Consider the following 13,531-nt stretch of genomic DNA (forward strand, 5'->3'; position numbering starts at 1 on the left):
TCATCCAGAGCGAAGCGATGGATCCAGTAAAGTCTAGTTATCAAGAAATAACTGGATGTTTCGTTCTTTGAACTCAACATGACGTCTATAGGGGCTAAGCTCTAAGTTCTAATTTCTATCTTTACACTATGCCTTTTTTTACGAAGAGTAATTTGGAAGATTTGAGAAAGGAAGCGGAACAGCTTTCTATTTGTGTTGAGCATTTTCTGTACGCCTCGGAACATATTCCCGAAAGTGACTGGAAAACGAAAGGTTTTTATGACAATTGCATCGAAAAGTGCAATGGCCGCCTGAAGGCGATTCATTTTTTGATGGAATCAATTCGCCGTGGACGCCCGGTGACTGAAGAGGAATTGGAAGAAGCGCGGGAGCTTGAAGACGAAAAACTTTCTAAATTGAAGAAAGATGCGAAATAACGATTTTGATTCCGACGAAAATGAAGCCCCATTGAAGAGTGTTCGCACGTCCAGGCGCGAACACAGAAGCCGCCGTATCGACGTGATGCGTGAATTGGAATCGGGAGTTGTTGATGAACGTCCGATCAAGGAACGTTTCAGTCGCGAATTTAAAAAGGCGAAAATCAAGCGCATCAAGAATCCGGTCGAAAACATCGGTGAAGAAAATTGCGTGGAAGGGCTTGTGCTCGAAGTCCACCGCCGCACCTGTGAAGTGAGATTAAACGAGAAGGAGGTGCCCGCTCAAGGCGGGCATGACAACCTTCCTACTTCCGACTTCCTACCGTCTACTGTTACCGCCATGTACCGTGCGACGACGTCCAAAACGCTCGGGGAATTCCCTGCCGTGGGCGACCGTGTTTTGCTCGGACTCGTGAATGATGCTGATGATGAAGGCGATGGTGTCGGTTCGCAGAAGTATTGCGTTGTGCGAGTGCTCCCGCGAAAGAGCGAACTCAAGCGCCCGGGTCCGCGCGATAGCTTCTACAAGCAGCAGACGCTTGCCGCGAATATCGATCAGGTTGTGATTGTCGCAAGCGTGACGCAGCCGGAATTCAACTACGGGTTCATGGACCGCTTTTTGCTTGCCGCAAACTTGAACGATTTGCCGTTTGTGCTGGTGCTTACCAAGATGGATTTGCTGCCGAATGGCGAAGCGGACCTATCGACGGATATCCGTGATTTTATGAAAATCGTGGACAAGGTGATTCCCGTGAGCGTTAAAAGCGGGGATGGTCTCGAAGTCCTGCGCAATGAACTCGTCGGTAAATCTTCGGTCTTTAGTGGCATGAGCGGTGTCGGCAAGTCTACGCTCATCAATGAGCTTGTTCCGCATGCCGAACTGCGCACGGGAGATGTCCGCGAACGTGACGGCAAGGGTCGTCATACGACGACCTCTTCGAGCTTGTTCGATTTCCCGGGTGGCGGTTACGTGATTGATACGCCGGGTATCCGTAGCATAGGTCTTATGGACATGGAACCCGAAACGCTCGCTAAGATTTTTCCGGGATTCTTTGAAGATGACTTGTTTACGTGCAAGTTTAGCAACTGCAAACATCTCAAGGAACCGGGTTGCGCTGTGCGTGAGGCTGTGGAATCGGGCAAAATCTCCGAAGCCCGTTATGCAAGCTATGTACGAATTTTGAATTCAGGAAAGTAATTCAATGTCTGATTATGTTGTAAAAATTGCGCTCATCGCTTCGATTATTCTGATGGGCTATAATATTTCGGAATTTGTGGCTAGCTATAAGGTCGTTTCTGAAAAAGCAAGCCAGTTTTTGCAAATGGCAAAAGACAATGCCGCCTCTGATGCCGATTTGCGCAGGTCCAATCTTTTGCTGTCTAGTGTGTTATCTATCGGCTATTCGGTGCTGATTTATTTTTCGGATATTGTGATTTGGCTTGTGGCTGTTGTGGTCGGCAAGTTGTTAATCACGTTGCTTATTTCGGATAAGGTCTTGATTCAAGTCTTACAAGACAGAACGCTTTCTCAAAAGAATTTTCTTGTCTCAAAGTACGATGCTCTTTTGAATGCGGTAATGGGGCTTGTCTTTGCTTTAGCTTTGGTATTGTAATATGAAACGTTTGAATGAAAATTTGTGGGCTTGGGCAAAGTGCGTTATTGTTGCTTTTGCCATTGCTTTTGTTGGAGCGACCTCTTCTTTTGCCCAGGGAACTTCGATGGGATCGACTCCGGCTGTCTCTAGTCCTTTTGGAAGTGCCTCTACAGGAAACGGAACTAACATGCGCTGGCCTCTGTTCTTGGGAGGCTCTTTTGGACTGGGTTCTGGAACGGGCGTAGGCGAGGGGCACGGTGTTGGCATTTGTCAAATTAAGCCGATGATTGGCGCTTGGATGCCAGGGCTTGCCTTTGTCCGTTTTGGTTACGGTTTTTCAAACTATGAAGAAAAGGATGATGATAACCATAAAAGCGAAGTCAAGTCTTCGGACTTTAGCGTTGATGTGGGCGCTCATCTTTTCAGTGAATTTTATGTAATGGGTTCATATTCCAGAGCTAGTGCTCTCAGTGAAAATGGCGACATTGCGTGGAACGAATGGAGCTTAGGCTTTGGTACGTTTTGGATTGTTTTCTCGAGAACGTTCTTGACGTTGGATATCGGTTATCATTGGGTGCGCGAACATTATGACCCCATCATTGATAGGGATGTCACTGGTGGACGTTGGCAGATGAATCTTGGGTTCTCTGTGTTTGTCTATTAATTTGTAATTATTGGTGAGTTTTGTAATGAAGAATGTTGCTGTTTTGGGTGGTGCTTTTGATCCGGTCCATAAAGACCACATGCGTGTGGCTAGAACTTGTCTGGATCGTGGTTTTTGTGATGAAGTCTGGTTTATGCCGAGTCCCGACCGCTGGGACAAGCAACTGAACGCTTCGCCAGAAGACCGCTTTGCGATGCTCGAACTTGCATTCTCGGGCGATAAGCGTTTGTTCCTTTCTGATCTGGAAATCCAGCAGGGCGATTATCGCGGCTCGTACGTGTTCTTGATGAGCCTCAAGGAAAAATTCCCAGATATCAATTTCCGCTTGCTCACGGGTGCCGATACTTACGAAGGCATCCCGCATTGGCGTGACCCCTTGAATTTTTACGGCACGAACTACAACGGCCATTTGCTGCTCCGCGATATTGAATTGATTGTCTTTGCCCGCAATGGTTATCCACAGCCGGATATGGAACAACATAAACGCAACGGCTATGCTCCGCTTTACTGGCTTGGACCGGAACAGGGCTTTAACGGCGTTTATTCGAGCACTGCCATCCGCAGGTCGCTTTTGCTGAACCGGGGTGTTTGCCCGCAGGGGTTGGAACAGTCCGTTTACGATTACATCATCAAGCACGATTTGTACAGGGAATAAAATGGGCAAGGCTCCGTCAGATATGTTCTTTGAAAGTGAAGTGCGCCCGGAATACGAAGGCCGCCTTTTGCTCGATTCCCTTTGTGACCGCTTCACGTACCACAGCCGCGAAGACTGGGTGGATCGCCTGACGCGCGGACTCGTGACGATTAATGGTGCAACAGCCAATGTAGAGACTGTAGCGCATCGTGGCGACAAGGTCGTTTACCATGTCGAAAATTACAGCGAGCCTGAAGTCCCGACTGATTTTGAAACAGTCTTTGAAGATGATGAATTTATTCTAGTCGCAAAGCCTGCAGGTGTCCCTGTACACCATACGGGCCGCATTTTCTACAACACGTTTGCCGCAATCATCCGTCGTGAATTCGATTCTGAGACGGCAACGCCGATGCATCGCCTCGACCGCGATACGGGCGGACTTATCTTGTTTGCAAGGTATGGCGAAACGGCTGCACGTTTCCAGAAAAATTTGGACCGCATTTTGCTCCGCAAGTTCTACCTCGCGGTCGTGCGTGGAAAGTTCCCGGAAGGCGAAGTGGAATGCCACATGCCTTTGCGTGAAGACCCGGAGGACCCGATCCGCTTGCGCATGCACCACCGCGCCGATGGCAAGGAATGCTTTACGCGTTTTAAACTTGTGCGCCATTTGGATTGCCCTGAAGTTGCACCGGAGCTTTCGCTAGTCGAGGCTGAACTCATCACGGGGCGTAAACACCAGATTCGCGCTCACCTCGCTGAGATGGGTTACCCGATCGTGGGGGACCGCCTGTATTACCGCGATAGTGAATTTTACCAGAAGCTCGCGCAGGGTGGTGAACTCACTGACGAAGATATCAAGGTTCTTGGCGCCCACAACCAGATGCTTTTTGCGTACAAGGTTGAACTCCAGCTCCCGTATTGGAAAGAACCCCGTGTGTTCGAAAGTCGCGCATACCCTGCTGATATGGCAAAACTCCTCGCAGAATAACGCAAAAACGCGAAAAAATGCGTTTTTTGCTCCGTTTTTACATAAAAATTGAATCAGTGCGTGAATTTTTGGCGCACTTCTTTGTATTTTATGCACATGAAATTTTCATTCCTTCCTAAAGTATTGTTGTGTCTGGGGCTTTCTGGCGTTTTTGCCGTTGCCCAAGAAACGGTAGAAAGCGTTCGTCGCCAAATTAAGACGGTCGAGGCCGAAACCGCTCGCGAAAAATCTATGCACGAAGCCGAAAAGAAGCGCCATGCCGAATTCGTTGAAGTCGGTCGCAAAAAGGTGCAGAACCTCTCGGCCCAGAACAAGTCCTTGAAAGCCGAAATCGATTCGCTCAAGGTCGAACTCAAGAAAATTTCAGCAGCTCGCTCCAAGACGAACGGCTCGATCCGCTACTTCGAAAACCGCAAGACGAAGTACGCCGATTCTCTTGCAACGGTCATCGATTCTCTCGTGCCGTTCTTTGAATCGGATTTCCCGTACCGCACGGACGAAGCAGTCAAGAACATCCAGGAAATCGCAAGCATGTTGCACAAGGGCTTGATCGAAACGGACGACGCCTTGAACCGCACGATGGAAGTCTTTTACGACCGCATCCGCCTGGGTTACACCACCGAAGTTTGGAAGGGCTTTTTGCAGGTGGACGCTCGCAACGTGGCAGGAACGTATTTGCGCTACGGTGCAGTCGCTTCGATCTTTGTCAGCAATGACGGTAACGATGTCTTGTTCCTCACTCGTAACGGTCTCGGCTACTCCTGGAAGAACGTCTCCGAAGACCTCACGATGCGCACAGTCCTTAAGGACGTGATGAAGGTCGCCGAAGGCAAGACCGCTCCAAGACTTGTGACTATCCCAGTATCTTTCCCGAAGGAGGCTAACTAATGAGCTTCCGTAATTTTACCGCATTTGTATTTGCCGCAAGCCTCGTGGCGCTCACGCCGACTGCATCTCTTGCTCAGCAGAACGTGACTGTCGATGCAGTCAAGAAACGCGCCGAACTCAACAGCGCAAAGGCTGACCTCGAAGAAGCCCGCCGCAAGCGCGACATGGCTGTCGCCGCCCGATGGAAGGACCGCGAAACGTTCAACAAGGAACGTGAACTCTTCAATGAAAAGTATCAGCTCGGCAAGGAACGCGTGGACGCCTTGATGTCCGAACGCACCCGCTTGCTTGAAGACGTGCGCGTGGCTCGCGAAGACTTGGCACAGGTCAAGCTCCAGGCCGAAAAGGCCCGTGCCGAATACCTCTCGCTCGCTGCAGGTCCGGAACGCTTGGAAATGCTTGCCAAGTTCCAGGAACAGGGCGTGCCGTTCAAGGTTGCCGATCGCGTCGAAGCGCAGAACAAGGTCAAGAAAGAGATGGGCCTCTACCGTGATGACCCGCTCCGCATTGCCCGCGCGATGCTCGACGTTGCCAAGAAAGAAATGAAGTTTACGCGTGAAGTCCGCACCGAAAAGGCTGACCTCATGTTCGGTAGCTCGGTTGCCGAAGGCGACCGCATGCGCTTGGGTGGCCTCTTTGCCATGCAGATGGCGAAGGTCACAGACATCAACGGTTTCCATCCGTCGGCTTTGATGCTCCCGGTTGCAGGCGAAAAGAAGCGCGTCTATAGCTGGCAAGAAAATCTCTCTCCCGAAACGCGCAAGGACGTGGCAAAGGCTTTTGCTGGTGCGAATGATTCCGCTTTCGTGATGGTGCCGGTCGATGTGCTCCTCAGTACCGAACTTTCGAGCGAACTGGCTAACCACCAGGAAACCACGTGGAAAGAAGACTTTGCTGAATTCTTCCATAACGGCGGCATCCTGATGTACCCGATTGCAACGCTCTTTATCCTCGGTCTTATCATCTTCCTCGTGCGCCTCGTTTGGCTCCTCGTCCTTGGCTTTGGTGGTCGTGGTGCCCGCAATGCGGCAAAGGCTCTCGCGAATCGCGACTTGAAACTTGCAACCGCTGAATCTGAAAAGGCTCATGGCGAAGTGGGCAAGGTGTTGCGCTCTGTGCTTGGCAAGAATTTCAAGGACCGCGCGAGTGCCGAAAAGTCTCTCGAAGTCTTGTTCGCAGGCGAAGTGCCAAAGCTCGAAATGGGCCTCAGCTGGATTTCCGTGTTTGCCTCGACGGCTCCGCTCCTCGGTCTTTTGGGTACCGTTATGGGTATGATTGAACTTTTCAATGTCATTACTATGCACGGTACGAGTGACCCGAAGCTTTTGGCTGGCGGTATTTCCATCGCCCTCGTGACGACGGAAGCAGGTCTTATCGTGGCTATCCCGCTCCAGCTCTTGCATACGCTCCTCGTGAACATCTCGGATTCTGTCCGTACACGCATGGAAAAGACGGGCCTTGCCGTCCTCAACGCTATCTGGATTAAGGAAAAGTAATGGACGAATATTCCGTCATCGAAGCGACCATGAGCATCCTGCTGCGCGGCGGCTGGGTGTTGCTCCCGCTATTCCTGATTGGGTGGCTGGGCTGGTTCTTGATGTTTGAACGATACGGCTATTATTTTATGCTGAAAGGCACTTCGACTTCGAAGTTCTTCAAGGATTTGGACACGGTGGGCGAGGAGGCTGCTTTTGCAAAACTCCGCAAGCGCCGCTTTGGCTACTTCTTGGCTCTGGTCGAAAACGTTCGAAAATACCGTAAAGATGGTCCTGTGGCTGTACGCAATGCGATGCTCGCGACGCGTCACGAACTGGACGTGAGCCTTTCCAAGTCGCTCAAGACGATTGTGACGTGCGCCTCGATTGCTCCGCTCCTCGGACTTTTGGGAACAGTCTCAGGCATGGTGCATACGTTCGAGACGATTAAGCAGTTTGGCTTTGGAAACCCGGTGCTCTTGGCCGATGGCATTTCCGAAGCGCTCCTCACGACGCAGGCGGGCTTGCTTGTTGCGTTCCCGTTGATGCTCGTTTATAACTATCTCGAAAGTCGAGTAGATTCTATTGGTGATTTTGCCTGGGGCGAAGCGCTCAAGTTCGAAGAACGTTGCTTTGCCAAGGAGGTTGAATGAGTTTTATCCGTAAACGTTCGAGAAGCGGTGGAGGCATTGATGTCTCTCCGATGCTCGATATGGTGTTCATCCTTTTGATTTTCTTCATCGTGACTTCGACGTTCACGCGCGAAACGGGTGTGGATGTGACGAAGCCGAAGGCGAGTACCGCAAAGGAACTCGCGAAGGAAAGCATTTTGATTGGTGTCACCCGTCAGGGGACCATCCACATCAACGAGACGCAGGTGAACCTCTCGACTTTGCAGACCGTGCTCCGCCAGATGATGGCCGAAGCACCGGACCGTCCGGTGATTATCGTGAGCGACCGTGACGCCCCCAACGGAGTCGTGGTCGACATCCTTGATGAATGTAATTTGGCGAAGGTGAGAAAAGTCTCCATTTCCGCGAATAAGGAGGAGTAGCTCTCGCTCTCATGCTTGACTTTTGTGCGAAATATTTCCGATTCCCGGTGGCGTTTGTGCTTTCGTTTGTCGTGGGCGCAGTGTTCTTTCTTGCGATCCCGGTCATCAACGTTCTGTTCTTCGATAAAGGCGTGAAGTCCGAAAAAGTTCTCGAAGAAGTGACCGAAGTTGAAGTTCTCGTGAGTGAGAAAAAGCCTGAGGTGAAGCAGAAGGTCATCCGTACGGTGGCAACTCCGAACACGTTCAAGGTTTCGGCGCACATGGGCGTATCCCGTAGCCAGAATTTCCAGATGGACTTGTCGCTTGCTCGCGGTGCCGCTGGCGATGGCGTTGCCGTGGATGCAGGTTCGATGGAAAACGTAATTTACGAGGCTGGCGAAGTGGATGAACAGGCGCAAGTGTTGCGTGAAATCCAGCCGAAGTTCCCGGAACGCGCCAAGAAAATGGGCGTTTCGGGTTACGTGAAAGTATTTATTGTGATTGATGTGAACGGTGACGTGGCTCAGGCTCAGGTGCTGACGCAGGACCCGGCAGGCTATGGCTTTGATATCGAAGCGCTCAAGGCTATTCGCCAGTGGAAGTTCTCTCCGGCGCAGTTACGCGGCTTCCCAGTAGCACAAAAAGCTACAAAGGAGTTCCGTTTTGTTAAGTAAGTTTGTCTACTGTTTGCTGCTTTTGCTCCTGCCGTTGAATGTTTTTGCTGCGGATGATTTCTTCTTCAAGGCGAACGAGCTTTACGATCAAGGGCGTTACAAGGAATCGGTGAAGTATTACCGTGCGGCGATTGACGATGGCCGTTACGAGCCGTTTGCGTGGTTCAACTTGGGCAATGCCCTTGTGCAGCTTGGCAAAAAAGAAGTTGCGATGGTTGCTTACAAGCGTACTGTCGAACTCCTTCCGGACTTTGTGAAGGCCTGGATGCTTCTTGGTGATTTGTATTACCTCGCTGAATCTCCGAGCGATGCGATTGTCGCTTATAACCGTGCGATTGAACTCGGGACGGAAACGGACCACATCCATTTTGCCCTTGCGGAATGTTATATGAAGGGTAGCGACTGGACGCTTGCGCAAAAGCATTTTGAACGCGCTTTGGCGTTGAACCCGGACCGCATGGATGCTTGGTACGGCCTTGCCGAAGTCTATGAAAAGCTTGGCGATTACGAATATGCAGTGAAGACGCTCAAGAATGCGCTCCAGATGACAGCGACCGCTGGCGCCGACGTGCATTACACGCTCTCGTATTACTACCGCAGCATGGATTCTACGCGGCTTGCGCTCAATGAAATGGAAAACGGCATCATGATGGATCCCGAAAACGTTTCCGCTCGCCGCTATCTCGCACAGATGTATGTCAAGAATGAATCCCCGTGGATGGCTATTTTCACGCTTGAAGAAGGCCTCCGCCATAAGAAGGGAATTGCGGATTTGAATCTTGATTTAGGACAAATTTACTTTACGCAAAAGCGCTACGATGAAGCATTTGAATGTTACATGAAGGCTTGGCGTGCCGGCAATTCTCAGGGCCGCATCGGTGCTGAAAACGTTGGCCACATCTTCTCGAACGCAGGCGATACCGAAAAAGCCGAAGCCCTCTACGCCCGCATCCGCGATAAGAAATAATTTTTACCCTTTCTTTCTATCTTGCCAGACGCTTTGATTGAACAGCTGGCCTTCGGAGAGTCCGTACTTTTCTTCGACGCCGGCTTTTGAAATGGCTGTGTCGATGTCGAGCTTGCCGCGGATGGCTTGCGTGTAAATGTCGATTTTGCGGCGGACAGATTCGGGTTCTTCGTCCAAGAGTTCCAGGCGGTAGCTGTTCACGTTCTGTGCGATGAGCCTTGGCAATAGCTTGAGGGCGGATTGCGGCTTGCCGACAAAGAGCGTGTTGCGGCATTCGGCATCGGATTGCAAGAAGTGGCGTTCGCCTTTGTGGTCGAGAATTTCGACTTTATGTTGTGTGCAAATCTTTTTGCATTCGGGGAAACGGCGGCCTGTCGTGAGGGCGCGTGCGAAGGCGCAGTATTCCGAGTGGAATGCGGGCATGTACTGGTGTAGGGCGAGTTCGAGCTTGCTTCCGTCTATGTTCTTGAGCAAGTCAAAAAGCTGGGTGCTGTTGAGGTCCCACGACGGATGCAATTTTTCGAGGCCTTGTGCCAAAAGCCAATCGTAGCTGGCGCTGTTGGTGGCGTTCAGGCTGTAGTCGCCAACCATCGGAATTCCGGAATCCTTGAGGAGCGCGAGCGAACCGAGGTTACGCACGAGTGCAAATTCCGGCATGAGCATGAGAATTTGTTTGATGTAATGGTTCTCGCCGGGCTTATGGATGCGGAGGGTCGCGATGCCTGCTTCAAAACCGAGCTTATGGATGCGTTCGAGCGGTTCGTCGTATTTGACGCCCCAGTCAAAGTCCATGACGACTTTGTCGATGTCGAACCCTTGAAGTGCGTCGATTTGTTCGGGACGTCGAACGAGAACGGTAATTGTGCGACGATTCTTGGAAGTGCTCGTGGTGCTGCCGGGAGTGCCCGCGACCGTGCTTGTGCTGCTTACGATGCTGTGTAGGAATGCGCGACCGTTGTCTGCAGAAGGAGCAAGTTCTTTCCACTGCAAGCGTTTCTCGTCAAATGCTTGTACCGCTTCTTGGCGGAGCGTGCGCAAGACTTTGCCGGGGAGGAATGCGTTTTGCGGGAGCTTGATTTCGAGCTTGTCGAGAACGTAGGCGGTCGCGCTCAATCCGGAAAGTTCTTTCTTTGCGATGGCTTGGAGTGCATCGGGTGCGACTTCGTTGCGGGCTGCTTCGAGAATGGCGCCTTCGACGGTGACCGCGTGCGTCTCGTTTGCGGTGCGTGTTTCCGAAATCGTGAGTTTGAGTGGTTCGCCAATTTTGCCTTCGAGTGTCATGCAAATGGGGATGTGCTTGGCGAAGCTCTTGTCGGTAAAAGTCTTGTGCAGTTCTTTTTCGAGAGCGGGGGAGTCGTTGCGGTAGGCTTTCATGCCGTAGCTGACTTTGCGCAAGTTGAATTCTCGACCGAATTCCAGACGAACTTGCGACTTCCCGGCGCGATTGGCGAATGTCGCTTTGTACAGTCGACTTCCCGTTTGGCGCGGTTCGGGCTCAGCCCTATATTCCTCAAATAAAATCCCGTCGCCCGGCAATAAAGTGCAAGGAACTGGCTTGTCTTCAAGTTCTACAATCACGCCGTTGCGGTCTACCTGAACGACGGTTCCGATAAATTCACCGTGATGGTTCGAGAACGATCCGTCGACGAGTTCCTGGTGGTTTACGCCATCGAGCCAGCCTGTATTGAGTCCGCGAGAGAACAGGACTTCCAGCGGTTCCAAGTCCTGCGCAGTAAGCTCGGCGGCATTTCCATTCGCACACTCGGCATTTTCTTTATAACCTTTTTCGCTCAGTATTTCCAGCGCCTTGCGGTAGGCGTGCGAAACGGCGGCCACATATTCTGGGCTCTTCAAACGCCCTTCGACCTTGAGCGATTCCACGCCGATTTCCCTAAGTTCTTCAAGCTTTGGGAGTGCACACAAGTCTCGCGTGCTGAACAAGTAACGGGCCTTAGGGTCTTTCCATTCCTTGCCGTCCACAAAAATGCGGTAGGGAAGGCGGCAGCTTTGGGCGCACTGCCCGCGGTTTGCCGAGCGCCCGCCAAAGTTTTCGCTGGTGAGGCACTGGCCCGAGTACGAGACGCAAAGCGCCCCGTGGATGAAAACTTCCAGTTCTAGGTCGGTGAGGCTCTTGATTTGCGCAATTTGCTTAGCCGAAAGTTCGCGTGCCAAGACCGCTCTTGAAAATCCGATGTCCTTGACCAAGTTCACGGCTTCGGAACTCGCGAGCGTCATTTGCGTACTTGCGTGGATTTCCTGTTCCGGACTAATCGCCTTGATGAGCCTTGCAAGCCCGATGTCCTGAATGATGAACGCGTCCGGCTTTAACGCAATCAAGCGTTCCAAAAATTCCGGCAACTCCTGAATTTCGCGCTCGAAGATGAGGATGTTCATCGCGAGGTACGTCTTTACGCCACGAAGCCTTGCGTAGCGGATCATCTCTTCGACATCTTCAAATGAAAAATCTTCGGTTCGACCGCGTGCGTTCCAGTGGGGCACACCATAGTAAACCGCATCCGCCCCGTTGTTGATGGCGGATTCCAGCATGTCGCGCGTACCGACAGGCAAAAGCAGTTCAGGATTGTTCATACCCGCAAAAATAGAATTTACACTTCGTCTAAATTGTAGCCGAATTGCACAATGGCGCCGGTATTGGCTTCACGGAAAATGCGCAAGTGGGCGAGCCCATCGAGGATGGCGTTGTCGAGCGAGTCCTGATTTTGCGCCGCATCGTACCCAAGTTCAATGGTGGGTATGTCCTGCGAACCTTTGTAACCCTCGTGGATGACCTTCACGTAAGTGTATTCCGGATCCATCTCAAGGATTGCTTCGTGGATATGCTTGTCGTTATAGCCCGGATCGCTCTCGAATGATTGTTCGGAACGGCTGCGGATTGTAAGTGAACCGCAATAGCCATCCTGTTTAAATTTCAACCATTTTTGTCCGACTGTCATAATTCCCTCAAAAAATAATCTAATTTTGCGTTATGTTCAAGAAATCCCTTATTTTGTCGTCTTTAGTTTGCATTTCAATGTTTGGATTCTCGGGCTGCTCCAACCAGGAGGCTGAGTACAAAATTGCAACTCTTACCGAAGAAAATGCCCGTCTGGCACGTCAAGTCCTTGTTCTCAAGGCTACTTTGGATTCATTGAACGCCCACAACAAGGCTGTGGATCACTCGCTCAAGTCCCTGGACATGAAATAAGAGAAACTTTGGGCTCATGTGCTCAAAAAAACATACAATTTTCTCTCATTTTCTTACAATAAACCGATTTTCTGCACGAAAAATTTGTTAAATTTGCGCTCGTGACTGGCCCCGGTTTGTCGCCACGGCGAAAACCATTTTTGCTTCCCACGTGAAGCCCCCGCGACCGTCAAGTCTCCAAGGAGGCGCTAGTAAGATGGTCTTTAATTAACCCACACATTCCAGTCACCCCGCTTGCAGGTTATTTTCCAGCCTGCTCGTGTGGTTCAACCCTTACTTTATGAGGTGCCCACATGGAAATAATCGCTCTCGCACTTTCACTCCTCGCAGTGATTCTGTGCATTGTTATCCTTGTTAAGGTTAATAAGCTTCTCACGATGCTTCGTACCCCGATTTTCAAGAAGCTCACCCCGGACATGAACTTGAAGCCGTCCGCCCGTCGCCCGATCAGCGCACAGGAAATGGCTCAGCGTGGTGGCAACAATAAGGAAAATCGCCAGAACAAGGAACGTCCGAACAACAATAATAAGGACAACCGCAATCAGCAGCAGGCTCAGGCTCATGCCCCTGCAACGCGTGATCGCAATGAACAACAACAGCGTCCGGAACGTGGCCCGCGCCGCGAACGCCGCCCGGAACGCCCGCATCGTGAAGCTAACGCTGAAGCTCCTGTTGCTGCTGCAGAACAGGCCGCTCCGGTTGCACCGGCTGCTGAAGCTCCGGTCGCCGAAGCTCGTCGCCCGCTCGCTCCGCGCATTCCGGTTGAAACTCCGGCCGCTCCGGCTGTCGAAGCTGCCCCGGTCGCTCCGGTTGCTGAAGCCCCGGCTGAAGCTGCTGCAGAAACCGCTTTTGATCCGTCCAAGGTCCGCTATGGCCGCCGCAACGTGATCAAGAAGGCTCCGGAACTCTCCGAAGAAGCTTAATTCTCACGAGAATTTGCAAAAAATCCCAGTCCAACCGGACTGGGATTTTTTTTGTTTAAGGTTCGATAA

The 13,531-nt window shown here is 51.4% G+C and carries 16 protein-coding genes; 14 read left to right on the forward strand and 2 right to left on the reverse strand.

Going from position 1 to position 13,531, the window contains the following annotated elements; translation table 11 throughout:
- The first annotated feature begins 128 nt into the window (after positions 1 to 128).
- The 12 genes from B9Y77_RS00950 (at position 129) to B9Y77_RS01005 (ending at position 9,334) form a co-directional block, all read left to right on the forward strand.
- Positions 129 to 416, forward strand: a complete 288-nt coding sequence (locus tag B9Y77_RS00950) for a hypothetical protein (protein ID WP_073424502.1) — start codon at positions 129 to 131, stop codon at positions 414 to 416.
- Positions 406 to 1,614 (forward strand): ribosome small subunit-dependent GTPase A, encoded by a 1,209-nt coding sequence (gene rsgA / locus B9Y77_RS00955; RefSeq protein ID WP_085490128.1) that lies wholly within the window; start codon positions 406 to 408, stop codon positions 1,612 to 1,614. The genes B9Y77_RS00950 and rsgA overlap by 11 nt, the downstream gene beginning before the upstream one ends.
- 4 nt (positions 1,615 to 1,618) lie before the next feature.
- Positions 1,619 to 2,029, forward strand: coding sequence for a hypothetical protein (locus B9Y77_RS00960; protein WP_085490129.1), 411 nt, complete (start codon positions 1,619 to 1,621; stop codon positions 2,027 to 2,029).
- A 1-nt stretch (position 2,030) separates the two neighbouring features.
- Entirely contained in the window at positions 2,031 to 2,675 is a 645-nt protein-coding gene (locus tag B9Y77_RS00965) for a hypothetical protein (protein WP_073424499.1), read from the forward strand.
- A gap of 25 nt (positions 2,676 to 2,700) precedes the next feature.
- The gene (locus B9Y77_RS00970; protein WP_073424498.1) at positions 2,701 to 3,330 is read left to right on the forward strand and encodes a nicotinate-nicotinamide nucleotide adenylyltransferase; all 630 of its coding nucleotides are present in this window, start codon (positions 2,701 to 2,703) and stop codon (positions 3,328 to 3,330) included.
- Position 3,331: 1 nt separating this feature from the next.
- On the forward strand, positions 3,332 to 4,297 hold the full coding sequence (locus B9Y77_RS00975) for an RluA family pseudouridine synthase (RefSeq protein WP_085490130.1): 966 nt from the start codon (positions 3,332 to 3,334) through the stop codon (positions 4,295 to 4,297).
- Between the two features lie 96 nt (positions 4,298 to 4,393).
- Positions 4,394 to 5,185, forward strand: coding sequence for a DUF3450 family protein (locus tag B9Y77_RS00980; protein ID WP_233138284.1), 792 nt, complete (start codon positions 4,394 to 4,396; stop codon positions 5,183 to 5,185).
- Positions 5,185 to 6,681 (forward strand): MotA/TolQ/ExbB proton channel family protein, encoded by a 1,497-nt coding sequence (locus B9Y77_RS00985; RefSeq protein WP_254899872.1) that lies wholly within the window; start codon positions 5,185 to 5,187, stop codon positions 6,679 to 6,681. The genes B9Y77_RS00980 and B9Y77_RS00985 overlap by 1 nt, the downstream gene beginning before the upstream one ends.
- Positions 6,681 to 7,313, forward strand: a complete 633-nt coding sequence (locus B9Y77_RS00990) for a MotA/TolQ/ExbB proton channel family protein (RefSeq protein ID WP_085490132.1) — start codon at positions 6,681 to 6,683, stop codon at positions 7,311 to 7,313. The genes B9Y77_RS00985 and B9Y77_RS00990 overlap by 1 nt, the downstream gene beginning before the upstream one ends.
- Positions 7,310 to 7,714 carry an ExbD/TolR family protein gene (locus B9Y77_RS00995; protein ID WP_012819885.1) on the forward strand — a complete coding sequence of 135 codons (405 nt, stop codon included), beginning with the start codon at positions 7,310 to 7,312 and terminating at the stop codon, positions 7,712 to 7,714. The genes B9Y77_RS00990 and B9Y77_RS00995 overlap by 4 nt, the downstream gene beginning before the upstream one ends.
- A gap of 11 nt (positions 7,715 to 7,725) precedes the next feature.
- Entirely contained in the window at positions 7,726 to 8,367 is a 642-nt protein-coding gene (locus B9Y77_RS01000) for an energy transducer TonB (RefSeq protein ID WP_012819884.1), read from the forward strand.
- Positions 8,357 to 9,334 carry a tetratricopeptide repeat protein gene (locus B9Y77_RS01005; RefSeq protein WP_254899873.1) on the forward strand — a complete coding sequence of 326 codons (978 nt, stop codon included), beginning with the start codon at positions 8,357 to 8,359 and terminating at the stop codon, positions 9,332 to 9,334. The genes B9Y77_RS01000 and B9Y77_RS01005 overlap by 11 nt, the downstream gene beginning before the upstream one ends.
- 3 nt (positions 9,335 to 9,337) lie before the next feature.
- On the opposite strand, the gene B9Y77_RS01010 is transcribed toward B9Y77_RS01005, so the two are convergent.
- Together B9Y77_RS01010 and B9Y77_RS01015 are read right to left on the reverse strand one after the other, a co-directional pair.
- On the reverse strand, positions 9,338 to 11,923 hold the full coding sequence (locus B9Y77_RS01010) for a U32 family peptidase (RefSeq protein ID WP_085490133.1): 2,586 nt from the start codon (positions 11,921 to 11,923) through the stop codon (positions 9,338 to 9,340).
- Between the two features lie 17 nt (positions 11,924 to 11,940).
- Positions 11,941 to 12,288 carry a hypothetical protein gene (locus B9Y77_RS01015; protein WP_085490134.1) on the reverse strand — a complete coding sequence of 116 codons (348 nt, stop codon included), beginning with the start codon at positions 12,286 to 12,288 and terminating at the stop codon, positions 11,941 to 11,943.
- A 32-nt stretch (positions 12,289 to 12,320) separates the two neighbouring features.
- On the opposite strand from B9Y77_RS01015, the gene B9Y77_RS01020 reads away from it, so the two are divergent.
- Entirely contained in the window at positions 12,321 to 12,539 is a 219-nt protein-coding gene (locus B9Y77_RS01020) for a hypothetical protein (RefSeq protein ID WP_012819879.1), read from the forward strand.
- 293 nt (positions 12,540 to 12,832) lie between these two features.
- Positions 12,833 to 13,462, forward strand: a complete 630-nt coding sequence (locus B9Y77_RS01025) for a hypothetical protein (protein ID WP_012819878.1) — start codon at positions 12,833 to 12,835, stop codon at positions 13,460 to 13,462.
- The last annotated feature ends 69 nt before the right edge of the window (positions 13,463 to 13,531 follow it).

This window comes from Fibrobacter sp. UWB13, assembly GCF_900177805.1.
GTDB lineage: Bacteria > Fibrobacterota > Fibrobacteria > Fibrobacterales > Fibrobacteraceae > Fibrobacter.

What these genes read in the sequence shown, in the direction of transcription:
- B9Y77_RS01025 (WP_012819878.1), top strand. Translation starts at nt 12,833, where the DNA reads ATGGAAATAATCGCTCTCGCACTTTCACTCCTCGCAGTGATTCTGTGC.
- B9Y77_RS00980 (WP_233138284.1), top strand. Translation starts at nt 4,394, where the DNA reads ATGAAATTTTCATTCCTTCCTAAAGTATTGTTGTGTCTGGGGCTTTCT.
- B9Y77_RS00950 (WP_073424502.1), top strand. Translation starts at nt 129, where the DNA reads ATGCCTTTTTTTACGAAGAGTAATTTGGAAGATTTGAGAAAGGAAGCG.
- B9Y77_RS00970 (WP_073424498.1), top strand. Translation starts at nt 2,701, where the DNA reads ATGAAGAATGTTGCTGTTTTGGGTGGTGCTTTTGATCCGGTCCATAAA.
- B9Y77_RS01010 (WP_085490133.1), bottom strand. Translation starts at nt 11,923, where the DNA reads ATGAACAATCCTGAACTGCTTTTGCCTGTCGGTACGCGCGACATGCTG.
- B9Y77_RS00985 (WP_254899872.1), top strand. Translation starts at nt 5,185, where the DNA reads ATGAGCTTCCGTAATTTTACCGCATTTGTATTTGCCGCAAGCCTCGTG.
- B9Y77_RS00960 (WP_085490129.1), top strand. Translation starts at nt 1,619, where the DNA reads ATGTCTGATTATGTTGTAAAAATTGCGCTCATCGCTTCGATTATTCTG.
- B9Y77_RS00990 (WP_085490132.1), top strand. Translation starts at nt 6,681, where the DNA reads ATGGACGAATATTCCGTCATCGAAGCGACCATGAGCATCCTGCTGCGC.
- B9Y77_RS01000 (WP_012819884.1), top strand. Translation starts at nt 7,726, where the DNA reads ATGCTTGACTTTTGTGCGAAATATTTCCGATTCCCGGTGGCGTTTGTG.
- B9Y77_RS00975 (WP_085490130.1), top strand. Translation starts at nt 3,332, where the DNA reads ATGGGCAAGGCTCCGTCAGATATGTTCTTTGAAAGTGAAGTGCGCCCG.
- B9Y77_RS01015 (WP_085490134.1), bottom strand. Translation starts at nt 12,288, where the DNA reads ATGACAGTCGGACAAAAATGGTTGAAATTTAAACAGGATGGCTATTGC.
- B9Y77_RS00965 (WP_073424499.1), top strand. Translation starts at nt 2,031, where the DNA reads ATGAAACGTTTGAATGAAAATTTGTGGGCTTGGGCAAAGTGCGTTATT.
- B9Y77_RS01020 (WP_012819879.1), top strand. Translation starts at nt 12,321, where the DNA reads ATGTTCAAGAAATCCCTTATTTTGTCGTCTTTAGTTTGCATTTCAATG.
- B9Y77_RS00995 (WP_012819885.1), top strand. Translation starts at nt 7,310, where the DNA reads ATGAGTTTTATCCGTAAACGTTCGAGAAGCGGTGGAGGCATTGATGTC.
- rsgA (WP_085490128.1), top strand. Translation starts at nt 406, where the DNA reads ATGCGAAATAACGATTTTGATTCCGACGAAAATGAAGCCCCATTGAAG.